Below are 25814 nucleotides of genomic sequence, written 5' to 3'. Positions count from 1 at the left end.
GGCCGTGCGGGTACGTTGGACGGGTCCGCGAACGAGGAGAGGCGAGGATGAGCCAGGCGCTGCCGTTGGAGATCGGGGTGCACGACCGCGGTGCCGACACGGTCGCGGCGGTCGTCGGGGAGCTCGACTTCGGCACGACCCCTCGGATGCTGGAGGTGGTCGAACCGCTCGCCGCCCAGGGCGGGACGCTGGTGCTGGACCTGTCCGGGCTCGACTTCTGCGACTCCAGTGCGCTCAGCGCGCTGGTCAGGTTGCACAAGGTCGCCCTGGCAGCGGGTGGCGCGCTGCACCTGGCCGCGCTGCGGCCCCAGGTCGAGTCGGCGATCAGGCTCACCTCGCTGCACCAGCTGCTGACGATCCACGCGCACGTGCCCGACGCACCTGGTGGATCAGCCCGGTGAACGACTTCTCCCCCCGGCCTGCCCGGGACGGTGGCGACTTCGCCTCGTTCGGCCTGTCGGACGTGGTGCGGCTGACCGCGGGACTCCGCGCCGCGGCCGAGGACGCCGACGACTTCGGCTCCGCCGCCGCTGAGGTCGTGGAACGGCTGCGCGGCCACTTCACGGACGAGCACGGGAGCTCGGTCGTGCTGTCGGCGCGGTTGTTCTCCACCCGCCGTTTCGCCGAGCTGCCCGAAGCGCTCCGGGAGGTCGCGCGCCGATCCGAGCCCGATGAGGCCGGTCCGGACACGTGGTGCCTGGTGCTGGAGGCCGGCTCCGGTGCGGAACCCGGCCAGAACGCACCGGTCGTGCGCCGCACACCCGGTGCGTTGGCACCGACCTCGGCCGAGGCCGCCGCTGCGGCGCCGATGGCCTTCGCGCTGGCCGCCGCGCTCGGCGTGCGGGACGCGGGCGGGCTGGCGCTGGACGCGGGCGAGCGGTGCGGTGTCTTCCTCGTGGCCGATGCCGACGGCAGCGAACACGTTCCGGACCAGGGCTTCGTCCGGGACCACGGGGTGCGCTCGGTGCTGGCGTTCGGTGGCGCGCTGCCGGACGGTGGCCTGTTCTGCGTGGTGCTGTCGGTGGGCGTGCCGATCTCGCCGCAGACCGCGGAGATGTTCCGGGCGGTGGCCGTCAGCGTCCGCACCGGGTTGCTGGCCCACCCCCTGGCCGGCCGCGGCGAGGTCGACGTGGCGGCCCAGCGCGACGCCCTGCTCGACCACCTCCGCGTGCTGGAGGACACCTCCCGTGAGCAGGCGACCGACCTCGAAAGCACGGTCGACCGGCTGCGCGCCGAGGCCGAGCTGGTCGACACCCTCCAGGTCGTCGGTCGCCGGCTGACCTCGCAGCTCGACCTCACCACGCTGGTCCAGGACGCCACGGACGCCGCGACCAAGGCCACCGGGGCGGAGTTCGGCGCGTTCTTCTACAACCTCGTCGACCAGTACGGCGAGTCCTACACCCTCTACACGCTGTCCGGCGTGCCGAAGTCGGCGTTCGAGCGCTTTCCCATGCCCCGCAACACCGACGTCTTCTCCGTCACCTTCAACGGCGAGGGCACGGTCCGCTCCGACGACATCACCTGGGACCCGCGGTACGGCCGCAACGACCCCCATCACGGGATGCCACCGGGGCACCTGCCGGTGTGCAGCTACCTGGCCGTCCCGGTGGTCTCGCCGTCGTCGCGGGAGGTGCTGGGCGGGTTCTTCTTCGGTCACCACGAGGCCGGGCGGTTCACCGAACGGCACCAGCAGCTCGCCGAGGGCATCGCGGGCTACGCGGCGATCGCCCTCGACAACGCGCGCCTGTTCGACCGCCAGCGCTCGACGGCGTCGGAGCTCACCCACAGCATGCTGCCCGCGGTGCCGCACGTGAGCGGTCTGGCCATCGCGTCCCGTTACCTGCCGGCGGCCACCGGCTCCGAGGTCGGCGGCGACTGGTTCGACGTGCTCGAACTGCCCGCCGGACGCACCGCTTTCGTGGTCGGCGACGTCGTGGGCCGGGGTGTGACGGCGGCGGCCGTGATGGGGCAGATGCGTACGGCCGTGCGTTCCTACGCGCTGCTGGACCTCCCGCCCTCCGACGTGCTGCGGCACGCGACGGCACTGGCCGGCGTCACCCCCAAAGCCACGTTCATCACCTGCTTCTACGCCGTGCACGACCCCGCGGACGACACGCTGACCTTCGCCAACGCCGGTCACCTGCCGGCGGTCCTGACCCACCCCGACGGCACGACGGACCTGATCGGCGAGGGGCTGGGCATGCCGTTGGGCGTCGGCGAGACGTTCCTGCAGCGGCAGACGTCGTTCCCGGTGGGCGCACGGCTGACCCTCTACACCGACGGTCTGGTCGAGAGCCGGGTCCGCGACCTCACCACCGGCATCAACGCGCTGCTGGCCGAGATCGGCTCCCTGCCGCCCGACGTGGACCTCCAGGTCGCCTGCGACAAGCTCATCGACCGCCTCACCGCCGGGCGCCACGACGACGACGTCGCCCTGCTGCACGTGCAGCGCCTGGCGGCGGACCGGCAGGTGGCCTCCATGCCGCTGGACACCGGGCCGGGCGTCGCGGCACGCGCCCGCGCGTTCGTCAGCGAGCAGCTGACCCGGTGGGACCTGGCCGAGGTGCGGGACGCGGCGCTCACCGTGACCAGCGAACTGGTCGCCAACGCCGTCCAGCACGCCGACCGCCCGGTCGTGCTGCGCCTGCACCTCGAGAACTCCCGGCTGTTCATCGACGTCGCCGACCACGGCACCTCCGGGCCCCGCCTGTTCAACGCCGGTCCGCAGGACGACCGGCACCGCGGGCTGCTGCTGGTCGACGCCTTCGCCACGCGGTGGGGCACCCGCGCGACCGAGGAGGGCAAGGTCGTCTGGGCCGAGATCGCCGCGGCGCAGCCCCGCGGCCCACGAGGAAGGTCGTGACCGCGTTCCGGGTCACCGCCGGTCGCACCCTCCGAACTGCCCGTGGCCGGGAGTACCTTCTACCGGTGGGCGCGTCGACGACGTGCGGCCTCGGCTCGATCCTGGCCGGTGGTCGCGACGATCGCCGCGGCGCAGGTGAGAGGCGGCTGAGGTGACGCGCAAGCGCAGGTCGGGGTTCGCCGGGCACGGACGGGGGTTCGGACCCCACGACCACGTGTGCTGGCGATACCGCGACAAGCACGATTTCCGGCACCGGGTCCGCGAGTTCCTGTCCGAAGGCCTGACCCTCGGTCACCGGGTCTGCTACATCGGCACCGGTACCCACGGCTCCCTGGTCGAGGACCTCGACGGGATCGACGGGATCGACGAGGCGCTGAAGAGCGAGACCGCGCAGGTCGCCTCGCTGGACAGCACCTACCCGGTGGGTGCGGTGGTCGAGCCCGCGGCGCAGGTGCGCACCTACGTCGCGGCGACGGAAGCGGCGCTGGCCGCCGGGTTCACCGGGTTCCGCGTCGCGGCCGACTGCACCTCGCTGGTGCGCACCCCGGCGCAGCTGGACGCGTTCGCCCGCTACGAGCACCGGATCGACCGGTACATGGTCGAGAGGCCGTTCTCGGCGATGTGCGCCTACGCCGCCGACGAGGTGGACGACCACGCGTTCGCGCAGCTGGCCTGCATGCACCCCAACGCCAACACCTCCTCCCCCGGCTTCCGGCTGCACGCCGCCGATGACCTGAGGACGGCCTTCGCCGGTGAGGTGGACCAGCTGAGCGAGGACCAGTTCGCCCTGGCCCTGCACCGCGCCGAGCTCCGTCCCCGCGACGGGCGGCTGGTGTTCGACGCGACCGGCCTCACCTTCCTCGACCACCGCGCCCTGCTGCGCCTGTCCCGCCACGCCGCTGATCGGGACGCCTCCGTCGTGCTGCGCACCTCCTGGCCAGGGGTGGCCGTCCTGGTGGACCTGCTCGACCTCACGAACGTCCGAGTGGAGAGCGCCGCATGACGATCACCGACCTCCCGCTCCCCGGCGAGTTCGTCCACCCCGCCGTGTTCTACTCCTCCGACGAGGAGTACCTGCACCTGTTGGTGCCCTTCATCGCGGAGGGCTTGGAGCTGGGCCACCCGGTCGCCGCCTCCGTGCCGGCCCGGCAACTGCGGCTGCTGCGCGAGGGCCTCGGTGCGAGCGCCGACGACGTGCTGCTGCTCGACATGGAGGTGGAGGGCCGCAACCCGGGCCGGATCATCCCCATGGTGCTGCGCCGGTTCGCCGACCGCCACCCCCGGAAGCACGTCCGCATCATCGGTGAGCCCATCTGGGCCGCCCGCACCGACGTCGAGTACCCGGCCTGCGCCCAGCACGAAGCCCTGATCAACCTCGCCTTCGCCGGTCGTGACGTGACCATCGCCTGCCCCTACGACACCGCCACGCTCGACGAGCACGTCGTGGCCGACGCACTGGCCACCCACCCGCTGGTGTGGGAGACCGGCGGTCGCCACGGCAGTGACCGCTACGCCCCCGACGCCGTCGTCGACCGCTACAACCAGCCCTTCGACATCGCCCCGGACGCCGTCACGCTCGACGTCACGTCCTCCGCCGGCATCCGCGACGCCCGCCGCTTCGCCACCGCGCAGGCCAGCCGGCTCGGCCTGTCCGAGACCCGCACCGCCGACCTCGCGCTGATGACCACGGAACTCGTCTCCAACAGCCTCCGGCACGCCGGCGGCACCTGCCGGCTGAGCATCTGGCAGGCCGGCGACCACCTCGTCTGCACCGTCCAGGACGACGGCCACCTCGCCGATCCCCTCGCCGGCCGCCGTCCCGCGGCTCTCAACCAGGAGGGCGGTCGCGGTCTGCTGCTGGTCAACCAGCTCGCTGACCTCGTGCGCGTCCACACCGTCCCGCGAGGGACGACCACCCACGTCTTCCTGCACATCGTCTCCTGAGGGCACCACGCCGCGGTGGCGTCAACGCGACGACGAGGTCGTCGAGCTTTCGAAGAAGGCGCGACGCTGATCCCGGCCGCCCGCCGCGCCAGTGCCACCAGCCCTGCCGATCAATCGGCAGGGCTGGTGGCCGGTCGTGGTGGTGCGGTGTCAGCCGGTGGTGAACTGGACGGTGCGCTCCACCATGTCGCGGTTGCGACCGGTGGTGGAGGGCCACTGCTCGTAGACCAGCGTGGCCTGCTGGCCGGCCACGCTGCTGGAGGTGCCGATCAGCTGCGGGTAGCCGACGGTCTTGCCCGCGGCGGCGGTGAGCAGCGTGGTGGCCGCGCCCCAGGTGATGCCGTCGGTGCTCGTCTTCATGTACACGTGGGTGTTGTCGCCCCAGTTCTTGTAGACCAGGACGAACTTGCCCAGGTACGTGTTCCAGGTGAGGTCGCAGTCGGAGATGTTGGAGCCCAGCGAGGACAGGGGCTTGGTCTTCCCGGCGTCGGTGGAGGTGGAGGGCATGGACACGGTGAAGGCACTGCCGTCCCAGCCCTTCCAGGTGCCCGGCGCGGCACCGGGGTCGGTCGAGGCGTAGGCGATGCCGTGCCCGATGCCCAGCCACCGCTTGTTGATCGGGTCGTAGACCACCGAGTTGATCTCGTGGCCGCCGTTCTGGGCCGTCTGGGGCTGCGGCGTGCCGATGATCTGCCCCTCCTTGGTCCACGTGACGCCGTCGTCGGTCGAGACCGCCAGGCCGGTGGAGTTGTACTCGTAGCCGGTCACGCCGTCGGCGAAGATGTGGTCCTCGGCGTGGTAGAACCCATAGATGGCTCCGGACGGGTCCTCGGGGTCGCGCACCGCCTGGAACAGCCACGCGCCGTTGCCGTCGAAGCTCCCCTTGGGGCCGGCGCTGAGCACGGCGGTCGTCGGGTTGACCGGGCTCATCGTGTCGAGCGTCTGCCCGGTGCTGCGGTAGTTCACGCCGTCGACCCAGAACGTGAGGTTCGCCGTGCCCGTGGCGTTGGGCAGGTAGGGGAAGGTCGAGTCGTTGGCGTACCACCGCACCTGGCTGTCCGGGATCGGGACGACCTGCGGGGAGCCGAGCGCGGTGGTGGTCGCCGCGCTCGCCGGCACGGCGGCGGAGGCGAGCAGGACCGCGGTCACGGCCAGTACGGGGGCGGTCCATCGGGTCCGGGGGTGGGTGCGCATGTCGGTTCACTCCTGATCGGTCGTGTTCGTTGTTTGTTTCTGACCAACGAACAATAAGACCGGTATGACAGGGCACGAATATAATCCATTCGAGTGAACAGAGTTCAAACTTTCCTTTTCTTACAGCTCCTACCTGCGCAAACGTCACCGAATTCGCCGATTTGTGTAACCGCTCACGGTGCTCCCGGTCACTTATCCAATTCTTAGATGTTTATCAGGCGCCTCTGCGGTTGTGAGTCCGTTGGACGCATTGCCGCCTTTGCCGACCGGAATGGAATTTCCGCGTCGAACGGCGTGCGTGCCATTCGGGTGGTCGGCCGCAACTCCATCGGCTGATTGTCGTCGATCATCGCGCGTGGTCGGGTGGTCGTGGCTGGACATCCGCGCAGGAGGAGGCGTCAGTGTCGATTCACCGAAGAGTTCCAAGGGGCCGGTTCAGGACCTGGGCCGTGGCCGCCGTGTCGGTCCTCGTGCTCGGGTCGGCCGGAGCACTCGCGCCGCCGGCTCACGCCGTGGTCCCCCACCTCACCTGCAACGTCAACGTGCAGCTCAGCTTCAGCCCCGCGCTGACCGCCGTGCAGACCACGGCGTCGGTGACGGCGGTGGCGAACCTGGTGAACTGCCTGTCCCCCAACGGTTCGCACCCGGAACTGGCCGGCGGTGCGGTCACCAGCGCCACCGGCACGGCCACCAGCCTCGGCGGCGTGCCGTGCAACCTGCTGCTCACCCTCACCGGCTCGGCGACCATCCTGTGGTCCCCGGGAGACGAGCAGACCACTTTCGACTTCACCGTGCGCACCAACGTGCTCGACGGCACCGTGCAGCTGACGACCTGGCAGACCAGCGGTCCGCTGATCGGTACCACCTCGCAGACGGTGGGGGCGGCCAACCCCAACCTCGACTGCCTCCTCAACGGCCTGTCCGGTCTGGCCGTGCCGATCGGACAGACCACCTTCCTCTGACCAGCGCTGGACGGTTCGGCCGCGTCCGTAATGGATACGTCACATCATGGCGGGGATGAACCGGCCGACACCGAACGTTCTCCTGGGTGAGAACCGAAGGCAGAGGAGTGACACTGTGACGGAGAAGGCAGTTCTCGCGGGCGGCTGTTTCTGGGGCATGCAGGACCTGTTCCGCCGCCACCCCGGCGTCGTCTCCACGCGCGTCGGCTACACCGGTGACCCCGAGACGCCGAACGCGACCTACCGCCGCCACGGCAACCACGCCGAGGCCATCGAGATCGTGTTCGACCCGGCGCAGCTGAGCTACCGGCAGGTCCTGGAGTTCTTCTTCCAGATCCACGACCCGTCGACGCGCAACCGGCAGGGCAACGACATCGGCGCCAGCTACCGATCGGCGATCTTCTTCGAGACCGACGAGCAGAAGCGCGTCGCCGAAGAGGTCATCGCGGAGGTCGACGCCTCCGGCAAGTGGCCGGGCAAGGTCGTCACCGAGGTCACGCAGGCGACCGACTTCTGGGAGGCCGAGCCGGAGCACCAGGACTACCTGGAGCGCTACCCGAACGGTTACACCTGCCACTACGTCCGGCCGGAGTGGCAGCTGGGCGAGCGGTAGAGATCGCCGCACGCATCGACGAGGGCCGTCCACCGGACGGCCCTCGTCGGCGTTCACTCAGAAGAACGTTCGGGCTTGGCCGGTTCGTCGCCGACGGGTCGTGACGTGTCCACTGCGGGCTCCTCCGCGACCGTGCGCGCCTCGATCACCTCGCCGAGGTACCGCACGACCACCGCCACGGCCGCCGCGACCGGGACGCTGAAGAACGCGCCCGCGATGCCGTAGAGGCTCGTGCCGGCGGTGACGACGAGCAGGACGACCGCCGCGTGCAGCCGCAGCCCGCGCGACTGCAGGATCGGTTGCAGCACGTTGCCCTCGACCTGCTGCACCACCACCACGATGACCAGCATGATGATCGCCGTCGTCGGCCCGTTGCTGACCAGCGCCACCAGCACCGCGAGCGCACCGGCGACGAACGCGCCGACGATCGGGACGAACCCGCCCAGGAACGTCAGCGCGGCCAGCGGCACCGCGAGCGGCACCCCGAGGACCAGCAGCCCGAGCCCGATCAGCACCGCGTCGATGAGGCTCACGGCCGCCTGGCTGCGGATGAAGCTGCCCAGCGTGGCCCACACCCGCTCCAGCACCGTGGTGACGTGCCCACCGGCCCGCTGCCCGATGATGCCGCGCAGCCACGGCGTGAACCGCATGCCGTCCTTGACGAAGAAGAAGGCCAGCAGCAACGCCACGACCGTCGTGACCAGCCCCGACGTGACGGCGCCCGCGCCGGTGAGCAGCCCGGTCGCGATCGAGCCGATGCTCGACTTGACCTGCTGCACGCCCTGGTCGATCAACCGGTCGAGGTCGGTGCCCTTGAGGTTGAACGGCGGCCCGGCCACCCACCGCTGCGCCTGCTGCACCGCGTCCTGGGCGCTGCGCGCGATCTCCGGAACCCCGGACGCGATCGACGACGAGATCGCCGCCACCACCCCGCCCAGCACCACGAGCCCGCCGAGCAGCACCGTCGTCGCGGCCAGCGCGGCGTTCCACCCCTTCGACATCAGCCACCGCGCCGGCGGCCACAGCACCGTCGTGATGAGCAACGCCAGCAACACCGGCATCACCACCACCCACAGCTTGCCGATCAGCCACGTCAGCATCCAGAAGCCGAGCGCGGCCAACGCCACCCGCAGACTCCACCGCGCGAGCCAGCTCACGCCGTGCCCGATGGCCTCGCCCTTGTCCGTCCAGCTTCGATTGCGATCCACGAGGTCAGTCTCTCGTGATCTAGCCCGAACGGGTGTCAGGACGCGCGACTCCGTTACGACTTCGCGGCCCGCCCCCAGAACGCGTCCTCCTCGGCGGGGTCCGCGGTGAACAGCCACACCTCGACCACCTGCTCCCCCTCGACGCGCCCCGGCACCGTCCATCGCGGCGCCGGGGCGCGTCGCGACCTGTCCCTCGCGGACCTCGCCGGCCCGCATCGCCAACACGTGGACGGCGGCGTCGACCTGACTCAGCTCTCCGCCTTTTTGGTGAACGCCTCGAGCACCTCGGCCCACCCACCGGTGTTGTCCTCGTGCGCCCGCACCCGCACCTCCTCGGACGCCGCGAGCGCCGCGAACCCGCTCTCCACCACCCGCAGCCGCACACCGGCCCCCTCCGGCGTGAGCGTGAACTCGACCAGGGTGGTGTTGTCCGCGGTCAGCTCCGCGCCGGCGAACGCACTGGCCCACCGGTACGCGACGTACGACTGCGGCGTCACGGTCTCCACCCGAACCGGGTAGTCGCCGTGCTGCTCGTTCCTGCACAGCGTCGTCTCCCCCTCGACCGCCGTGCCGGACGGCTGCGACGCCACCCAGAACCCCGGCTCGGTCACCAGCTGCCAGACCCGGTCCAGCGACGCCTCGATCAGGGTCTCGCGTTCGATCCGGTCCACGCTCACGACAGGCTCCTCAGTCCGGCTTCATTTGCAACCTCAGGGTTGCACATCATTCGACTGATGTGCAACTGCCAGGTTGCACCAAGTGTGGCCGCGGAACGCGGTCGAGCACCCGTTTCCCCCGGCGAGGGCGGCGACCGCCACCCGGACGAGTGACGACTAAGATCACCGCGGTGACCACCTACGACGATCTTGAGCACCTCGACACGTCGGTGCTGCCGGAGCGCCAGCAGAAGATCCTGGTCGCCATCCGCGACTGGGTGGTCGAGCACGGCTACTCCCCCAGCACCCGCGAGATCGGCGAGGCGGTGGGCCTGCGGTCCTCCTCCTCGGTGTCGAAGCACCTGGCGGCGTTGGAGGACAAGGGTTTCCTCAAGCGGGGCGCCTCGGTGACGCGGCCGATGGACGTGCGGGTCTTCCTGCACGAGCCGGCGACCGCCCGCTCCTCGGCCGACTCCGTCCCGGTGCCGGTCGTCGGTGACATCGCCGCCGGGTCGCCGATCTCGGCGATCGAGCACGTGGACGACGTGCTCAGCCTGCCGCGCGGACTGGTCGGCCGCGGCGGCAACGTGTTCGCGCTGCGCGTGCGCGGTGACTCGATGGTCGGCGCGGCGATCTGCGACGGCGACATGGTGGTCATCCAGCAGACGCACGAGGCGCACAGCGGACAGATCGTCGCCGCGATGATCGACGAGGAGGCGACCGTCAAGGTCTACCAGCGCCGCAACGGGCACGTGTTCCTAAAGCCGCGCAACCCCGCCCACGAGGTCATCGACGGGGACAACGCGACGATCCTCGGGGTTGTCGTGTCGGTGCTGCGCAGCGTCTGAAGCAGGAGCCGCGCCACGCCCAGCAGGTACAGCAGCAACGGCCCCCGGCTCACCTGCACCAGCAACCCGATCGGCACCGGCCCCAGGACGCCGAAGTGGCACCACACCGCCACCACCGCCGCGAGCACGGACAGTCACAGCCGCCGCAGGCCTTGCCGATCCCCCGCACCTCCAGCATGCGCTCAGGATCAGTGGGAATAGCCGGGCGCCCCACGCGTTAAGGTAGATGCAAACGCATAGAACTTCAGACAGAAGGAGGCGGGGACCGTGCAGTTCGGAGTGTTCTCGGTGAGCGACATCACCAGGGATCCGGTGAGCGGCGAGACCCCCAGCGAGGCCGAGCGCATCGACGCGATCGTCCAGATCGCGCAGAAGACCGAGGAGGTCGGGCTCGACGTCTTCGCGATCGGCGAGCACCACAACCCGCCGTTCTTCTCGTCCGCGCCGACCACCCTGCTGGCCGCCATCGCGGCGACCACGCGGAAGCTGGTCGTCAGCACCGCCACGACGCTGATCACCACCAACGACCCGGTGCGCATCGCCGAGGAGTACGCGATGCTGCAGCACCTGGCGAAGGGTCGCATGGACCTGATGCTGGGCCGCGGCAACACCGCGCCGGTCTACCCGTGGTTCGGTCAGGACATCCGGCAGAGCCTGCCGCTGGCGCTGGAGAACTACAACCTCCTGCACCGGTTGTGGCGCGAGGACGTCGTGGACTGGGAGGGCAAGTTCCGCACGCCGTTGCAGGGCTTCACCTCCACGCCGCGGCCGTTGGACGACCTGCCGCCGTTCGTGTGGCACGGGTCGATCCGCACGCCGGAGATCGCGGAGCAGGCCGCCTACTACGGTGACGGCTTCTTCGCCAACAACATCTTCTGGCCCAAAGAGCACTACATGCGGCTCATCAAGTTCTACCGCCAGCGGTTCGCGCACTACGGCCACGGAACGGAGAAGCAGGCCATCGTCGGTCTCGGCGGGCAGGCCTACATCGCCAAGCGGTCGCAGGACGCGCTGAACGAGTTCCGCCCGTACTTCAACGAGGCCCCCGTCTACGGCCACGGGCCGCGGATGGAGGACTTCATGGCGCAGACCCCGCTGTCGGTCGGCAGCCCGCAGGAGGTCATCGACAAGACGCTGACCTTCCGCGAGCACTTCGGCGACTACCAGCGCCAGATGTTCCTGATGGACCACGCCGGTCTGCCGCTCAAGACCGTGCTGAACCAGCTCGACCTGCTGGGCGAGGAGGTGGTTCCGGTGCTGCGCAAGGAGATCGAGGCGCGGCAGGACCCGGAGACCGCCAAGCCGCCGACGCACGCGGTGCGCCTGAAGGCCAAGTACGGCGACGGACCGGTCCGCCAGCCGCGGCCGAACGCCAACCGCGGCGACAACGTCACCGGTGGCTCGCCCTACCAGGACTCCGAGTGAGGTAGGCGCGGTGACCAGGGCGAACGAGGCGTGGGAGGCGCTGATGACCTCCTACGCCGTGCTCGTGAAGCGGTTCAACGCCGAGGACGTGTGGGGTGAGCTGAGCATGCGCGAGTACGACGTGCTCTACACCCTGTCCAAGTGCGACGGTCCACTTCGGATGAGCGAGCTGAACCGGCACGTGCTGCTCAGCCAGCCCGCCCTGTCCCGCATGGTCGACCGGCTGGTCGACCGCGGGCTGGTGGACCGCTGCCCCGATCCCGGCGACCGGCGGGGTGTGCGCCTGTCGCTCACTCCGGCCGGCCGGGAGACCCAGCAGGCGATCGGCCGCCCGCACGCGCGCAGCGTCACGCGCGCGTTGAGCGTCCTCACGCCGCAAGAACTCGACCAACTCGCCGCGATCTGCGGCAAGCTCAGCCAGAGCGAGGAGTAATGGGCACCACCTTCCAGCTCGCCGTCGTGTCGGCGGGCACCAGCGACCCGTCGTCCACCCGGCTGCTCGCCGACCGCGTCGCCGGCCGCGTCACCGCACTGGCCGGGCAACGGTCGCTGACCGTGCGGACGCAGGTGGTCGAGCTGCGCACGCTCGCCACGGAGATCGCGAACGCCCTGGTGTCGAACCACGTCGGCCCCGGGCTGCAGCAGGCGATCACCACGTTGCAGCACGCCGACGCGGTCGTCGCCTCGACGCCGGTCTACAAGGCGGGCGCGAGCGGCCTGTTCACGTCGTTCTTCCAGGTACTCGACAACGACCTGCTGATCGCGAAGCCGGTCGTGCTCGCCGCGACCGCCGGCACCGCCCGGCACGCACTCGTGGTCGACGACCAGATCCGCGGGCTCTTCGCCTACCTGCGGACGGTGGTCGTGCCGACGTCGCTGTTCGCGGCCACCGAGGACTGGACGGACCCCGCGCTGAACAAGCGCATCGACCGCGCGGCGCTGGAACTGGTGGCGCTCATGGCCTCCGGGTTCGAGAAGCAGGTGCGCGAGGAGTCGTGGGGCAGCTACCAGCACGAGTTCGGCAGCGCGGGCGGTACCGAGCTGTCGATCGACCTCGACTCCGACCTGATGCGGCTGGCCGCGGGCGGTCCGACCGGCAAGTAACGCCGCACCAGAGGTCCGCGCCGCGCGAGAGCTCCTCGCGCGGCGCGGACTTCGCGGCCGAGTAGAAGCCGTTGTCCCCCAGCACCTTCGCGGTGAGCGAGCCAGCGAACCCGGCGGACATCCCCACGAAGGCGTCCACGCCCGCCATCCCCGCTCCGGACCCCGGTGGCGCACCCCGGGCCTCACCCGCGTGGCGCGACCTCCATCTCGCCGAGGCGCGACCAGTCGTCCTGCTCGACGACCTGGCTCACGATCCGCGGCGTCTCCGCGAGGTACTGCGGCAGCTCGGCCTGCGCGGCCTTGAAGTGGTCGGACTGCACGTGCGCCGCTCCCGCGTCACCGTCGCGGAACGCCTCCACGAGCACGTACTCGGTGGGGTCGTCGAGGCTGCGCGACCAGTCGAACCACAGGCAGCCCGGCTCGGCCCTGGTCGCCTCGGTGAAGGAGCGGGACAGCTCCGGCCACGCGTCGGCGTGCTCGGGCAGGACCGGGAACTTGGCGGTGATGAAGATCAAGGAGGCCTCCTTCTGCGGTGATCACCACCGAGCCTAGGGGGTGCCGAGTCGGCCCACAGCCCGGCCGGTGGAACCCGGCCGCGGTGCGCGGCACGCGCTGCGGAGTGCGCCGACCTGCGCGACCATCGGCGCCGTGCCCGAGATCGACACCCGCAGGCGGAACCTGGTCGTCGCCGCCGTCCTGCTCGCCATGCTGCTGGCGGCGCTCGACCAGACCATCGTGTCCACCGCGCTGCCGACGATGGTCGCGGACCTCGGCGGTGGCGCGCACCTGTCGTGGGTGGTGACGTCCTACCTGCTGGCCGAGACGATCATGACGGTCCTGATCGGCAAGTTCGGCGACCTCTACGGGCGCAAGCGGACGTTCCTCATCAGCGTCGTGCTGTTCCTGGTCGGCTCGTTCTTCGCCGGCTGGTCGGAGTCGATGGGGATGCTGATCGCGTTCCGCGCGGTGCAGGGGCTGGGCGCCGGCGGACTGATGGTCACGTCCACGGCGATCATCGCGGACGTCGTTCCGCTCCGGGAGCGCGGCAAGTTCCAGGGGTTCGCCGGTGCGGTGTTCGGCATCGCCACGGTCGCGGGGCCGCTGCTGGGCGGGCTGTTCGTGGACCACCTGAGCTGGCGGTGGGCGTTCTACGTCAACATCCCGCTCGGCGTCGCGGTCATCGTGGTCGCCGTGGCGGCGCTGCCCGCCATCAGGACGGACGCGCGGCCGAAGATCGACTACGCGGGCATCGCGCTGATCGCGCTCGCCGCGACCGGGTTGACGCTGGTCACGAGCTGGGGCGGCACCGAGTACGCGTGGACCTCGCCGACGATCCTGGGGATGGCGGCGGGTTCGGTCGTGCTGCTCGTGGCGTTCGTGCTCGTGGAGCAGCGGGCCGCGGAACCGATGCTGCCGATGCGGTTGTTCCGCAGCCGGGTGTTCACGGTGTCGGGCATCCTGAGCTTCGTCGTCGGGTTCGCGATGCTCGGCGGCATCACCTACCTGCCGATCTACCTGCAGTACGTGCGCGGCGAGTCGGCCACGGCGTCCGGGCTGTGGATGCTGCCGCTGATCGCGGGACTGATGGCCACGGCGCTGCTCACCGGCACCACCATCAGCCGCACGGGCAAGTACCGGCTGTTCCCGCTCATCGGGTCCGCGGTGCTGACGGCCGGCCTGTTCCTGATGTCCAACCTCGGCACGGACACCAGCTACTGGCTGATGGGCGCGTTCATGGTGGTGCTGGGCGCGGGCATCGGCCTGGTGATGCAGGTGCCGGTGATCGTCGTGCAGAGCACCACCGGCTACAGCGACCTCGGCGTGGCCACCTCGGGCATCAGCTTCCTGCGCACCATGGGCAGCTCGTTCGGCGTCGCCCTCTTCGGCACGATCTACGCCAACCGGCTGCCGGAGAACGTCGTCGTGCCCGACGGCGTGGACCCGCGGGCCATCGCGAGCCCCGCGGCCGTGCACGCCCTGCCCGACGTCGTCCGTGCGCCGATCGTCGCCGGGTACGCCGAGACGGTGCAGACGATGTTCCTCATCGCCGCCCCGATCGGCCTGGTCGCACTGCTGGTCGCCGTGTTCCTGCCCGAGGTGCCGCTGCGGGACACCTCCCGCGCCGCCGCGACCGGCAACAGCGGTGTCGGCGAGAGCTTCGCCGCGCCGCCGTCGAACTCCTACGACGAGCTGCGCAAGCTGGTGTCCGCGGTGGTGGCGAGGTCGCGGGAGGACCCCGGCGCGGCGGTGCTGCGGCGTTCGGGCGTCGGCCTGCCGCTGGAGCAGGCGTGGCTGCTCGGCCGGGTCTACAAGGCCTCCGCCGACGACGGTGTCGCGACGCTGGACGAGATCGCCGCGATGACGCAGGTGCCCGGCGGGATCTTCGCCCCGACCGCGCAGGCACTGGTCCGGTCAGGGCACCTGGCGTTCCACGACGACGGCTACCGCTTCACCGACCAGGGCGCCGAGGTGTTCACGCAGCTCGTGCGGGCGTGGCGGCGGTGGCTGCTCGACCAGCTGCAGGACTGGCACGAACCCGACCACCGGGACTTCGCGCGGGCGCTCGACTCGTTCACCGACGAACTGACCGAGAGCGGTCGCGCGCTGAGCCGCACCTGACGCCGGACCTCCACCGCGGCGAGCGGCCGGCGAGCTACGCCGGCATCGACTGGTCCAGCTCGACCCCGGCCAGCATCCGCTGCGCTCGTGGGAAGTCCCGCAACTGCACGGAAAGCAGGTCCAGGGCCGGTTCCAGCACCCGCACGGGCACCCCGCGCGCGTTGAGCACATCACCGGTCCACGCCATGAAGCCGTGGAACAGCGAGTCGTCGTCGACGTACAACGCGGTCGCGAGGAAGTCCACGATGTGCGCCAGGTCCTCGGCGGTGTGCTGGCGCTGCTCGGCGCTGTAGGCGCGCATCGCGGGCACCCGCTCCTCCAACCCGCGGAACACCGCGCGCACGAGGTCGTTCGCGGTCCGCTTGACCAGCGTGTACTCCTGGTCGGCCAGGTGCGGCAGGTCGTCGATCGGCTGGTGCGGCGAGGTCGGCACCGGCAGCTTCTGCGACAGCAGCATGTCCGCGGCGGACCGGGCGTCGGCGGCCCACGCGTTGGCTCCGAACCGGCGCGCGTACTCGCCGTCCCGGCCGAAGGCCGCGCCACCGACGATCACCGGCACGCCCGCCGCCTGGCACGCCGTCATCGTGGCGTGCGCGACGGGCAGCCTGGTCGCGATGGAGCTGGACAGCGCCAGCACGTCCGGGCCGGTGCGGTGCAGGTGGGTGATCAGGTGCGGGGTCGGGACCTGCGCGCCGAGGTAGTCGACGGCGAACCCGCGCAGCGACAGCACCTCGGCCAGCAGCCGGGCGGGCAGCGCGTGCCACTCGCCGTCCACGCAGGCCACGGTCACGCGCCCGTGCGTGGGCTGCTGCCGCGGCCGGGTGATCGTGAGCGCCGTGACCGCGCGTTCGTTGATGGCGGTGATCGCGTGCTCCTGCGCGACGCTGATCCGGTTCGCCGCCCACTCGCGGCCGACCCGCTGCTGCACGGCGCCGATCACGTCGAGCAGCACGAACTCGTGCCCGTACCGGTCCGCGGCTTCGAGCACGAGGTCGGTCGCCCGGTGCTCGTCACCGTCCAGGACGGCCTCCCAGAGCGCGTCGAGCGCCGTCACGCGGACCTCCGCCGGGGTGCGGTGACCGACATCACCGCGATGTCGTCGTGGGCACCCGCGCCGACCCAGTTCGCCGCGAGCATGTGCACGTGTTCGACCAGCGCCTCGGCGGGCATGCCGCCGCACGACGCGAGCGCGCGCCGCAGCCGTTCCTCGCCGAACTCCTCGTCGCCGAGCGGTCCGCCCACGGCCTCGATGATGCCGTCGGTGTAGAGCAGGCAGGAGTCACCGGGGCCGAGCAGCACCTCGTCGGTGGTCGTCGTGATCTCGGGCAGGATGCCGACCAGCGTGCCGCGCGTCTTCGCGGCCTCGACCAGGCCGTTCGCGCGCACGATCAGCGGCGGCGGGTGCCCGCCAGAGGTGAGGGTGAGGCGCAGGCCGTCGTCGACCGGCCGGACGGTGCCGACGACCACGGTGATGAACCGCGACCGGTCGGTGGTGAGCAGCGCCTGGTTGAGCGCGCGCAGCACCCGGTCGTGGTCGTCCACGACCTGCAGCAGCGCGTGCAGCGTCGTGCGCACCTTGCCGGTCTGCACGGCCGAGTCGAGGCCCTTGCCGCACACGTCGCCGAGCACGACGAACAGCTCGTCGTCCGGCAGCTCGTGCACGTCGTAGAAGTCGCCACCGACCCGCTCGGTGTCCGCGGCCGCCCGGTAGCGCCCGGCCAGCTCGACCCTGTCGTAGCGGCGCAGCACCGGCGGCAGCAGGTCCCTGGTGAGCCGTTCGGTGATGACCGCCTGCTGGGTGAACAGGCCGGCCGCCGACATCGCGACGCCCGCCCGTGAGGCGAAGAGCCGCGCGAACGCCTCCTCGTCCTCGCTGAACGGCTGGTCGCGGCGCACCAGGATCAGCGCACCGGCCGGCACCCCGTGACCGGGCAGCGGCGTGACGACGATCGACACGACGTCCTTGGCCAGCCAGTCCGGTGCCGCGGCCGGGTCGATCCACCGCGACGGCACCGGCGGGAACCCGCGCAGCGCCTCGCCGAGCCCGATCACCTGCTCGACGTCGAGGTGCTGCAGCTCGTGCGTGGGCGACCCGCCGCGCACGCAGCGCGTGACGGGGTGCCCGTGGTCCGACTGCGGCGCGATGACCAGCGCCTCGTCCGCGAGGTGGGTGGCGGCGAGCTCGGCGACGACGGTCATGCAGCGCTCGGGGTTGAGCGAGGTCATCAACGCGCTCGACATCCGCGTCAGCAGCGCCGTCCGCTCGCGCTCCAGCTTGAGGTCGGTCTCGTCGAGCAGCCACCAGGTGACCGAGCCGTCCTCGTTGTCCACCCGGTGTGCGGCGTAGGTGCGTTCGGAGACGCTGACGGAGTCGCCGTGCTGCCACTGCAGCTCGGCGACCTGAGAGGGGAAGATGCTCTTGGCTGCCTCGTTCATGCCGTGCACGGCACCGGCGGCATCGGCGACGAGTGCGGGGCACGGCGAACGCAACCAGTTCATGACCGCGACCACGTGTCCCAGTGTCTCACCCGAAACTGATCAAGAACAACGTTTGGCAGCCGCGCGGCGCGGGTAGGGACCCTCACACGACCTCCACCGTCACCTCGATGGTGTCACCTGGTCCAACCTGTTCCTTCTTCCGGACGGCGGCCTTGACCGGCAGGACGTAGCAGCCGCTCGCCTTGTCCGGGAACACCGAGGTCGACCAGCTGCTGGTGCCGACGCCGGCCCGGACCTTGACCGAGCCGAAGCCCGCGCCGGGGGTGGCCAGGTCGCGGATCTCGTCCGAGACGTCCTCGGGCAGTGTGACGAACGTCCAGGTGTCCAGGCGGCGGGCCTCCCACAGCCAGAGCTCCGCGTCGAAGACGAACATCGGTCCATTGTCCCGTAGTCGGTGATTGCCCCCAGAGCGGCATCAAGCCCGTCTCGGTTCATCCATCCGGCAGTACGAGGTGACCACCAGTCATCTCAACCCGCTCGATGATTCCCCCGTTGTGGTGACGAAGGCCACCGACCGAATCGGTCGGTTTACCTACCGAATCGGTTGGTGAACACCGTAAAGTCGGGTTCATGCCACGCCAGCCCAGGACCGGAGTCGACGAGTCGATCCTCGACGCCGCTGCGGCGTTGTTCGCCCGCCACGGCTTCGAGCAGACCTCGCTCAAGGCCCTCGCGGACGCCGCCGGCCTGTCCAAGGCGGGGCTGCTGCACCACTTCCCCAGCAAGGAAGCCCTCTTCGAGGCCGCGTGGGAGCAGAGCCGCGTCATCTGCCGGCACGTGCTCGACCTGGTCAGCGACCTGCCGGCCGGACCGGCCCGCGAGCGGCGGGTGCTGGAGCTGCTCACCGACTACGCGCTCGACCGGCCGGGCATGGTCGCGCTGCTGTTCCGGTCGATGACGGCACCGGACGAGGACCCGCAGCAGGCGCAGGACGAACTGCTGCTCAACGAGATGTTCGTCATCGAGCCCGAGCAGGAACTGCCCCGCGCGATCCGGATCGTCGGCGCGCTCAGCGCCATGGCCGTGCTGACCCTCCTGGCCAACCAGGAGGGCGACAAGACGACGTGGCGCCCCTTGATCCTCGCTACCTGTTATGACGCACTCGGGCACCGGGAGGCCTGAACACCATGGCGAAACTGCTCTACCGGCTCGGACTCGGTGCCCACCGGCACCGCCTCCCGGTCGTCCTCATCTGGCTGCTCGTGCTGGTCGGGTCCGGTGTCGGCGCGTTCACGCTCGGCGGTGAGACGTCCAACGCGATGTCCATCCCCGGCCAGGAGTCGACGACGGCGCTGGAGCGCATCCAGCAGAAGTTCGGCACCGGCGAGACCGCGCAGGCTCGCGTCGTCGTGCACGCGCAGGACAAGCTGCCCGCGCACGCCCAGGCCGTGACCGAGCTGGTCGGAGACCTGGGCAAGCTCGACGGCGTCACGTCCGCGACGAACCCGCTGGACCCGGCCCGGCCGAGCGTCAACAAGGACGTCGACACCGGCTACAGCACCGTCACCTACGACGTGAAGCCCGGCGAGGTCACCGCTGACCAGCGGACCGCGTTGCTCGGCGCCGTCGACAAGGCGCGGGCCCAGGGCCTCACGATCGAGGTCGGCGGCACCGCGATGCAGGAGACGCCGCACGTCGGCGGCCCGACCGAGGCCATCGGTGTCGTGCTCGCCCTGGTCGTGCTGGCGCTGACCTACGGCTCGCTGGTGACCGCCGGCATGAACCTGCTCAGCGCGGGCATCGGCGTCGGCATCGGCACGCTCGGCATCACCATCGCCACCGGGTTCATGGACCTGCAGTCGACCACGCCGATCCTCGCCTCGATGCTGGGTCTCGCGGTCGGCATCGACTACGCGTTGTTCATCATCAACCGCTACCGGCAGGAGCTGCGCCGGGGTGCCGACGTCGGCCACGCCGTCGCCACCGCGGTCGGCACCGCCGGGTCCGCCGTCGTCACCGCCGGTCTCACCGTGGTGATCGCGCTGGTCGGCCTGGTGATCGCGGGCATCCCGTTCCTCACGCAGATGGGTGTCGCGGCCGCCGCCACGATCGTCGTCGCCGTGCTGATCGCCATCACGCTGGTGCCCGCGGTGCTGAGCATGCTCGGCCGCCGCGTGCTGACCCGCAAGGAGCGCTCCGCGTCCGAGGCCGAGCCGGTCGAGCCGAAGGACCGCGGTGTCATCCGCGGCTGGGGTGGCCTGGTCACCAAGCGCCGCGTCACCGCGTTGCTGCTCTCGGTCGTCGCGCTCGGCGTCGCCTCGATCCCGGTCGCGTCCATGGACACCACGCTCATCCAGCGGCCGCCGGCCGGTTCCACCCAGGAACGCGCCGACCAGCTGCTGGCCCGCGGGTTCGGCGAGGGCTTCAACGGCCCGATCATCGTGCTCGTCGAGGGCGACAACGCCGCAGCGACCGCGACCAAGGCCGCCGAGCCGCTCTCGAAGCTGTCCGACGTCGCACTGGTGACGCCGGCCCAGCCCAGCGCCGACGGCGGGTCCGCCATGGTCACCGTCATCCCGAAGTCCGGCCCGGACACCGCGGAGACCGAACAGCTCGTCGCCGACCTGCGCACCGAGCTGTCCGACCTGGACGGCGGCAAGGCCTACGTCACCGGTGCCACCGCCGTGAGCGTCGACGTGGCCACCTCGCTGGACCGCGCGCTGCCGATCTACCTGGCCGTCGTCGTGGGCCTCGCGCTGGTGCTGCTGGTGCTGGTGTTCCGCTCGCTGCTCGTGCCGCTGGTGGGCGTGCTCGGCTTCCTGCTGACCATCGGCGCCTCCCTCGGCGCCACGGTGGCGGTGTTCCAGTGGGGCTGGCTGTCCGGCGCGGTCAACCTCGACGGCACCGGCCCGTTGATCAGCCTCACGCCGATCCTGGTGATCGGCATCCTGTTCGGGCTCGCCATGGACTACCAGATCTTCCTGGTGTCGCGGATGCACGAGGCGCACCACCGCGGTGCGAAGCCGATCGAGGCCATCACCACCGGCTTCCGCCAGGCCGCACCGGTCGTCGTGGCCGCCGCACTGATCATGTTCTCGGTGTTCGCGGGCTTCGTGCCCGCCGGCGAGCCCACCGTGAAGTCCATCGCCTTCGCGCTGGCGGTCGGCATCTTCGTGGACGCGTTCGTGGTCCGCATGGTGCTGGTGCCCGCCGCGCTGGCCCTGCTCGGTGAGCGCGCCTGGTGGCTGCCGAAGTGGCTGCGCTGGCTGCCGGAGCTCGACGTCGAGGGCACCGCGCTCGACGACTTGCCGGCCGCGAAGAAGGCGCAGGAACCCGTCGCGGTGAGCTGACCCCGACACGCGACTCGCCCCAGAGCTCTTGACGGAGCCCTGGGGCGAGTTCGTCGTTGCAGACCAGTCTCGTTCAGGTCAGTCTCGGTGCAGGTCAGGCGACCTGTCCGGGGTGGGTGTGCGTCTCGGTGGCCGCCGTCTGCCGGTCGGCGCGGGCGAGCACGCGCCGCACCCACCTGGCCACCGTGCGCGGTGGCGGCTCCACCGCTCCCCCGAGGTGCTCGACGACGGTCACCTCGGCCGTGTCGGGTCTCTCGACCGCGATGGCCCAGCCGTGGCACTCGGTCCACAGCAGCGCCACCTCGTGGTCGGGGTGGCCGGGCAGCCGCCCCTCCACCGCGATGTAGAGCCTCAACGGCTTCTCGCTGTCCACACAGGAGGACTCTCCGCTGAGGCCGAGCTCCCGCGTGACGCGGAGCGCGTAGTCCAACGCCGGCGTCATCATGCCGTCACCGCCTCTCGTACCAACGGGGCAACAGCGCCGACTGCTTGACGCAGGGGCCGAGTACCCCGTTCTGCGGCAAGGCAACCGCGCGAACGCCAGGGCTTGCGCGCCACCGCCTGCGCCCCGTACGACAGGAGGGTGACCCTCCGCAGCGCGCACTGGTACGCAGGGCAGGACCGCAACGCCTACATCCACCGCGCCTGGATGCGCCGCGGCACCCCCGACGACGCGTTCTCACGTCCGCAGATCGCCATCGCCAACACCGCCTCCGACCTCACGCCGTGCAACGCGCACCTCGGCGAGGTCGCCGCCGCGGTGTCGAACGGCGTGTACGAAGCCGGTGGCATCCCGTTGAACCTGCCGGTGGTGTCGCTCGGCGAGACCAACGTCCGCCCCACCGCGATGCTGTGGCGCAACATGGCCGCGATGGCGGCCGAGGAGATGCTGCGCGCCAACCCGGTCGACGGCGTGGTGCTGCTCGGCGGCTGCGACAAGACGATCCCCGCGCTGCTGATGGCCGCCGCGTCCGTCGACATCCCGGCCGTGGTGGTGCCCGGTGGCCCGATGCTGACGGGCACGTTCCGCGGGGTGCCGCTGGGGTGCGGCACGGACGTGTGGCGGCTGTCGGAGGAGGTGCGCGCGGGCACGTTGTCGCAGGAGCAGTTCCTCCGCTCCGAGTCGGCGATGATCCGCAGCCGCGGCCACTGCAACACCATGGGCACCGCCTCGACCATGGCGCTGGTGGCGGAGGCGCTCGGCACCGTCGTCCCCGGTGTGGCGGGCACCCCGGCACCGGACAGCAGGCTGCTGGAGGCCTCCCACGGCACCGGCCGCCTCGCCGTTCAGCTCGTGGCGGAGGACCGGCGCCCCAGCACGTTCCTGTCGAATGCGTCGTTCCACAACGCGATCGTGGCGCTCGCGGCGATCGGCGGCTCGACCAACGCCGTGGTCCACCTGCTCGCCATCGCGGGCCGCCTCGGCGTCGACCTGGTGCTCGACGACTTCGACCGCATCGGCTCCGGGGTGCCGCTGCTGGTGGACCTCCAGCCCGCCGGCCGGTTCCTGATGGAGGACTTCCACCGCGCGGGCGGCCTGCTCGCGGTGCTGCGCGAGGTCCGCGACCTGCTCGACCCGGCCGGTGTGACCGTGACCGGCCGGCCGCTCGTCGACCACCTCGACGACGCCCCGATCTGGGACCCCGAGGTGATCCGCAGCCGCGCGCAGCCGATCATCGCCGAGGGCGGCATCGCCGTGCTGCGCGGCAACCTCGCCCCGCAGGGCGCGCTGGTGAAACCGGCGGCCGCGTCACCGGAGCTGTTGCGGCACAGGGGAAGGGCCGTGGTGTTCGACAGCATCGAGGACTTCCACGCCCGCATCGACGACCCGGACCTCGACGTGGACGCCGGCTCCGTGCTGGTGCTGCGCGGCTGCGGCCCGCGCGGCTACCCCGGCATGCCGGAGGTGTCGAACATGCCGTTGCCGAAGAAGCTGCTGGAGCAGGGCGTCCGCGACATGGTGCGGATCTGCGACGGTCGCATGAGCGGCACCGCCTACGGCACGGTCGTCCTGCACGTGGCCCCCGAGGCCGCGGCAGGCGGGCCGCTCGGCCTGGTGCGCACCGGTGACGTGATCGTGCTCGACGTGGCGAACCGGCGCATCGACGTGGAGGCACCGGACTTCCTCGACCGCACGCCGAGCCCGCGGATGACCGCCGCGTTCGCGGCTCCCCGGCGTGGCTGGGAACGGCTCTACGTCGACCACGTGCTCGGCGCCGACACCGGTGCCGACCTGGACTTCCTGCTGGGGTCCAGCGGGTCGGAGGTCAGCAGGGAGTCGCACTGAGCCGCTTCGCGTCCCAGACCAGGAACAGCCCGAGGAGCAGCCACAGCACGGCGAAGACGCCGTGTTCGAGGTGGTCGCGCGACGACCCCGGCTCCGTCGCCAGCGACACCACCTGCGCGAAGTTGTTCGTGATGCTGAACGCGATGAACGCCACGCCGATCCCGGTGAGGACCCGCACCCCGGCGGGCCTGGGCAGCAGGCCGCCCGCGTAGGTCCCGAGCGCCACCGGACCGGCCAGCACCCCCAGCAGGCCGGCGTTGACGAGCGCCGTCCCCGCACCCGGCACCAGTGCCGTCACGGCCAGCAGCACACCGCTGATCACCGCGACGACGGCGAACACCCGGACTGCGATCTTGAGCACGACCTCTCCCCCCAACTGCTCCGAACCTAGCGCGTCCGCCCTTCTCCGACGTGCAAGCGTCCTCCCCGTCGATCTTGCTGTGGCGTTGCCAACTATTGCCTGTTGCAACTTCATTGCTGTTAGCTGCACCCGGCAACACGGACACCCCGGGAGGAACTGCATGCGCCGAACGGTCCTCGCACTGCTGACCGCCGCACTGGCGGCGACGGCGTGCACGTCACCGGACGGCGCGGTGACCGGCTCGGCGACATCCATCGTGATCGGCGCCGGCAGCGAACCGGAGAACCTGAACCCGGTGCTCGGCTACGCCCCCGACGGCGCCGCGAAGGTCTTCGACGGCCTGGTCGCCCGCGACGCCGCGCTGAAGCTGGTCCCCGCACTGGCCGCCGAGCTGCCCACCGCGTCGGCCGACGGCCTCACGTGGACGGCGAAGCTGCGCACCGGTGTCACATTCTCCGACGGCACCCCGCTGACCGCCTCGGACGTCGTGTTCACGTACAAGTCCGTGCTGGACAAGAAGGTGAACTCCACGATCGCCTCCCGCTTCGACGCCGTCGCCGACGTCGTGGCCGTCGACCCCGCGACCGTGCGGTTCACGCTCTCCTACCCCTACGCCCCGTTCGCCCAGCAGCTGACCCTGGGCATCGTGCCCGCGGCGAAGTTCGCCGGCGCCGACGTGAACACCGCGCCGTTCAACACCGCCCCCGTCGGCACCGGCCCGTACGCGGTGGCGGAGTGGCGCAAGGGCGACCGCCTGGTTCTCAAGGCCAACGAGCAGCACTGGGCCGGCGCCCCCGCGATCAAGACCGTGACCGTGGTGTTCGTCCCCGACGACAACGCCCGCGCCACCCGCATGGCCGCCGGCGAGTTCGACGGCACCGTCCTGCCCCCGAAACTCGCCCGCTCCTACACCGACCGCTCCGGCTACCGCGTGGTGCGCAACCCGTCCGCCGACTACCGCGGCATCGGCCTGCCCTCGGAACTCCCCTTCACCTCCGACCCCCGCGTCCGCCGCGCCCTGAACCTGGCCATCAACCGCCAGGCCATGATCGACACCGTTCTCGCCGGCTCCGGCACCCCGGCCGCAACCCCGGTCTCCCCGCACCTCTCCGCGTGGCACGACCCGTCGGCGACCTTCCCGTTCGACACAGCGGAAGCCGCCCGCCTGCTCGACGAGGCAGGCTGGCGCCAGGGCCCCGACGGCAAGCGCACCAAGGACGGCCAGCCAGCCCGCCTACCCGTCCTGTACCCCGCACCCGACGTGCTGCGCAAAGAGCTCGCCCTGGCAGCCGCCTCCGACATCGCCAAACTCGGCATCGACGCCCCCGCCGAAGCCACCACGTTCGACGTCATGCTGCAACGCCAACGCGAAGCCGCCTCGATCTGGGGCGGTGGCGACCCCTACGACCCCGACACAGCCGCCTACACCCTGCTGCACTCCCGCTACGCCGGCCAGCCCGGCTACGTGAACATGAGCCACTACCGCAACTCCACAGTGGACACCGCACTCGACACGGCCCGCCGGTCGCTCGACCCGGCCGTGCGCAAGCAGGCCTACTCCGACTTCCAGCAGGCCTACGTCGCCGACCCGGGGTGGGCGTTCCTCGTGTTCCTGGAGCACACATACGTGGTGCGGGACAAGTGGAACGGGCAGGAAACGCAGGTCGAGCCGCACGACCACGGGCTCGTGCACGCGGTGTGGTGGAACCTCGAGCGCTGGACGCCGAAGTCGTGACTCGGGCTTCGGGTGGTGGGCCGGAGGGCGCTGAGGGGATTGTTGGCGGTCAGGCGGCCGGGGTTTCTGCCGTCGGCGGTCAGGCGGCCAGCGACCCTGCCGTCGTCGCCCCGCAGGACGGCGACGGGTCCGGCTCACCGGCGGCTGCCGCGCACCCACAAGCCCCGGCGGCGCGGCGTTCCTTGGCTGGTCTGCCTTCCTTGGCC

24 protein-coding genes are annotated in these 25814 nt (G+C 71.0%); 15 read left to right on the top strand and 9 right to left on the bottom strand.

Features of this window, described 5'->3' with window-relative positions:
• The first annotated feature begins 47 nt into the window (after nucleotides 1-47).
• The 4 genes from AB0A63_RS39055 (at nucleotide 48) to AB0A63_RS39040 (ending at nucleotide 4807) form a co-directional block, all read left to right on the top strand.
• Entirely contained in the window at nucleotides 48-401 is a 354-nt protein-coding gene (locus AB0A63_RS39055) for an STAS domain-containing protein (protein ID WP_360401340.1), read from the top strand.
• Nucleotides 398-2863, top strand: a complete 2466-nt coding sequence (locus AB0A63_RS39050) for a SpoIIE family protein phosphatase (RefSeq protein WP_360401337.1) — start codon at nucleotides 398-400, stop codon at nucleotides 2861-2863. Before AB0A63_RS39055 ends, AB0A63_RS39050 begins: the two co-directional genes overlap by 4 nt.
• A 151-nt stretch (nucleotides 2864-3014) precedes the next feature.
• Nucleotides 3015-3866, top strand: coding sequence for an MEDS domain-containing protein (locus AB0A63_RS39045; RefSeq protein WP_360401334.1), 852 nt, complete (start codon nucleotides 3015-3017; stop codon nucleotides 3864-3866).
• Nucleotides 3863-4807: an anti-sigma factor RsbA family regulatory protein gene (locus tag AB0A63_RS39040; protein WP_360401331.1), complete on the top strand. Its 945-nt coding sequence runs from the start codon at nucleotides 3863-3865 to the stop codon at nucleotides 4805-4807. The genes AB0A63_RS39045 and AB0A63_RS39040 overlap by 4 nt, the downstream gene beginning before the upstream one ends.
• 150 nt (nucleotides 4808-4957) lie before the next feature.
• On the opposite strand, the gene AB0A63_RS39035 is transcribed toward AB0A63_RS39040, so the two are convergent.
• The gene (locus tag AB0A63_RS39035; RefSeq protein WP_360401328.1) at nucleotides 4958-6001 is read right to left on the bottom strand and encodes a hypothetical protein; all 1044 of its coding nucleotides are present in this window, start codon (nucleotides 5999-6001) and stop codon (nucleotides 4958-4960) included.
• Between the two features lie 449 nt (nucleotides 6002-6450).
• Between AB0A63_RS39035 and AB0A63_RS39030 the strand changes: the two genes are divergently transcribed.
• Both AB0A63_RS39030 and msrA read left to right on the top strand, forming a co-directional pair.
• On the top strand, nucleotides 6451-6963 hold the full coding sequence (locus AB0A63_RS39030) for a hypothetical protein (protein ID WP_360401325.1): 513 nt from the start codon (nucleotides 6451-6453) through the stop codon (nucleotides 6961-6963).
• Nucleotides 6964-7078: 115 nt separating this feature from the next.
• Nucleotides 7079-7576 (top strand): peptide-methionine (S)-S-oxide reductase MsrA, encoded by a 498-nt coding sequence (gene msrA / locus AB0A63_RS39025; RefSeq protein ID WP_360401322.1) that lies wholly within the window; start codon nucleotides 7079-7081, stop codon nucleotides 7574-7576.
• Nucleotides 7577-7629: 53 nt separating this feature from the next.
• Here the strand turns inward: msrA and AB0A63_RS39020 are convergent, their stop codons facing one another.
• Nucleotides 7630-8784, bottom strand: coding sequence for an AI-2E family transporter (locus tag AB0A63_RS39020; protein WP_360401319.1), 1155 nt, complete (start codon nucleotides 8782-8784; stop codon nucleotides 7630-7632).
• Nucleotides 8785-9032: 248 nt separating this feature from the next.
• A complete protein-coding gene (locus AB0A63_RS39015; RefSeq protein WP_360401316.1) occupies nucleotides 9033-9461 on the bottom strand; it encodes an SRPBCC domain-containing protein in 429 nt (142 codons plus the stop codon).
• Between the two features lie 170 nt (nucleotides 9462-9631).
• On the opposite strand from AB0A63_RS39015, the gene lexA reads away from it, so the two are divergent.
• The 4 genes from lexA to AB0A63_RS38995 all read left to right on the top strand — a co-directional run bounded on the left by lexA (nucleotide 9632) and on the right by AB0A63_RS38995 (nucleotide 12817).
• Complete coding sequence (lexA, locus tag AB0A63_RS39010; RefSeq protein WP_360401313.1) at nucleotides 9632-10288, top strand: transcriptional repressor LexA; 657 nt, start codon at nucleotides 9632-9634, stop codon at nucleotides 10286-10288.
• A 267-nt stretch (nucleotides 10289-10555) separates the two neighbouring features.
• A complete protein-coding gene (locus AB0A63_RS39005; RefSeq protein ID WP_360401310.1) occupies nucleotides 10556-11713 on the top strand; it encodes an LLM class flavin-dependent oxidoreductase in 1158 nt (385 codons plus the stop codon).
• Between the two features lie 10 nt (nucleotides 11714-11723).
• Nucleotides 11724-12146 carry a MarR family transcriptional regulator gene (locus AB0A63_RS39000; protein ID WP_360401307.1) on the top strand — a complete coding sequence of 141 codons (423 nt, stop codon included), beginning with the start codon at nucleotides 11724-11726 and terminating at the stop codon, nucleotides 12144-12146.
• The gene (locus AB0A63_RS38995; RefSeq protein ID WP_360401304.1) at nucleotides 12146-12817 is read left to right on the top strand and encodes a CE1759 family FMN reductase; all 672 of its coding nucleotides are present in this window, start codon (nucleotides 12146-12148) and stop codon (nucleotides 12815-12817) included. Before AB0A63_RS39000 ends, AB0A63_RS38995 begins: the two co-directional genes overlap by 1 nt.
• A gap of 182 nt (nucleotides 12818-12999) precedes the next feature.
• On the opposite strand, the gene AB0A63_RS38990 is transcribed toward AB0A63_RS38995, so the two are convergent.
• Nucleotides 13000-13332, bottom strand: coding sequence for a putative quinol monooxygenase (locus tag AB0A63_RS38990; protein WP_360401301.1), 333 nt, complete (start codon nucleotides 13330-13332; stop codon nucleotides 13000-13002).
• Nucleotides 13333-13399: 67 nt separating this feature from the next.
• Here AB0A63_RS38990 and AB0A63_RS38985 point away from each other — a divergent pair, with 67 nt between their 5' ends.
• Nucleotides 13400-15436, top strand: a complete 2037-nt coding sequence (locus AB0A63_RS38985) for an MDR family MFS transporter (protein WP_360401298.1) — start codon at nucleotides 13400-13402, stop codon at nucleotides 15434-15436.
• Nucleotides 15437-15470: 34 nt separating this feature from the next.
• Here AB0A63_RS38985 and AB0A63_RS38980 read toward each other — a convergent pair whose 3' ends face one another.
• The 3 genes from AB0A63_RS38980 to AB0A63_RS38970 all read right to left on the bottom strand — a co-directional run bounded on the left by AB0A63_RS38980 (nucleotide 15471) and on the right by AB0A63_RS38970 (nucleotide 18308).
• Nucleotides 15471-16490, bottom strand: coding sequence for a cobalamin-dependent protein (locus AB0A63_RS38980; protein ID WP_360401295.1), 1020 nt, complete (start codon nucleotides 16488-16490; stop codon nucleotides 15471-15473).
• Nucleotides 16487-17935: a SpoIIE family protein phosphatase gene (locus AB0A63_RS38975; protein WP_360401292.1), complete on the bottom strand. Its 1449-nt coding sequence runs from the start codon at nucleotides 17933-17935 to the stop codon at nucleotides 16487-16489. Before AB0A63_RS38975 ends, AB0A63_RS38980 begins: the two co-directional genes overlap by 4 nt.
• Before the next feature lie 82 nt (nucleotides 17936-18017).
• Entirely contained in the window at nucleotides 18018-18308 is a 291-nt protein-coding gene (locus AB0A63_RS38970; protein WP_360401289.1) for a DUF1905 domain-containing protein, read from the bottom strand.
• Between the two features lie 197 nt (nucleotides 18309-18505).
• Between AB0A63_RS38970 and AB0A63_RS38965 the strand changes: the two genes are divergently transcribed.
• Nucleotides 18506-19057 carry a helix-turn-helix domain-containing protein gene (locus tag AB0A63_RS38965; RefSeq protein WP_360401286.1) on the top strand — a complete coding sequence of 184 codons (552 nt, stop codon included), beginning with the start codon at nucleotides 18506-18508 and terminating at the stop codon, nucleotides 19055-19057.
• A 5-nt stretch (nucleotides 19058-19062) separates the two neighbouring features.
• Nucleotides 19063-21225, top strand: coding sequence for an MMPL family transporter (locus AB0A63_RS38960; protein WP_360401283.1), 2163 nt, complete (start codon nucleotides 19063-19065; stop codon nucleotides 21223-21225).
• Nucleotides 21226-21319: 94 nt separating this feature from the next.
• Here the strand turns inward: AB0A63_RS38960 and AB0A63_RS38955 are convergent, their stop codons facing one another.
• Complete coding sequence (locus tag AB0A63_RS38955) at nucleotides 21320-21670, bottom strand: DUF6292 family protein (RefSeq protein ID WP_360401280.1); 351 nt, start codon at nucleotides 21668-21670, stop codon at nucleotides 21320-21322.
• Nucleotides 21671-21808: 138 nt separating this feature from the next.
• On the opposite strand from AB0A63_RS38955, the gene AB0A63_RS38950 reads away from it, so the two are divergent.
• Nucleotides 21809-23512 carry an IlvD/Edd family dehydratase gene (locus tag AB0A63_RS38950; RefSeq protein ID WP_360401277.1) on the top strand — a complete coding sequence of 568 codons (1704 nt, stop codon included), beginning with the start codon at nucleotides 21809-21811 and terminating at the stop codon, nucleotides 23510-23512.
• Here the strand turns inward: AB0A63_RS38950 and AB0A63_RS38945 are convergent.
• Nucleotides 23493-23873 (bottom strand): hypothetical protein, encoded by a 381-nt coding sequence (locus AB0A63_RS38945; protein WP_360401274.1) that lies wholly within the window; start codon nucleotides 23871-23873, stop codon nucleotides 23493-23495. The genes AB0A63_RS38950 and AB0A63_RS38945 overlap by 20 nt on opposite strands.
• A gap of 160 nt (nucleotides 23874-24033) precedes the next feature.
• On the opposite strand from AB0A63_RS38945, the gene AB0A63_RS38940 reads away from it, so the two are divergent.
• Complete coding sequence (locus tag AB0A63_RS38940; protein ID WP_360401271.1) at nucleotides 24034-25608, top strand: ABC transporter substrate-binding protein; 1575 nt, start codon at nucleotides 24034-24036, stop codon at nucleotides 25606-25608.
• The last annotated feature ends 206 nt before the right edge of the window (nucleotides 25609-25814 follow it).

This window comes from Lentzea sp. NPDC042327 (genome assembly GCF_040647275.1).
Classification (GTDB): domain Bacteria; phylum Actinomycetota; class Actinomycetes; order Mycobacteriales; family Pseudonocardiaceae; genus Lentzea.
The sequence above is the reverse complement of the archived record's forward strand: the minus strand, read 5'-3'. Positions and strand labels throughout refer to the sequence as shown.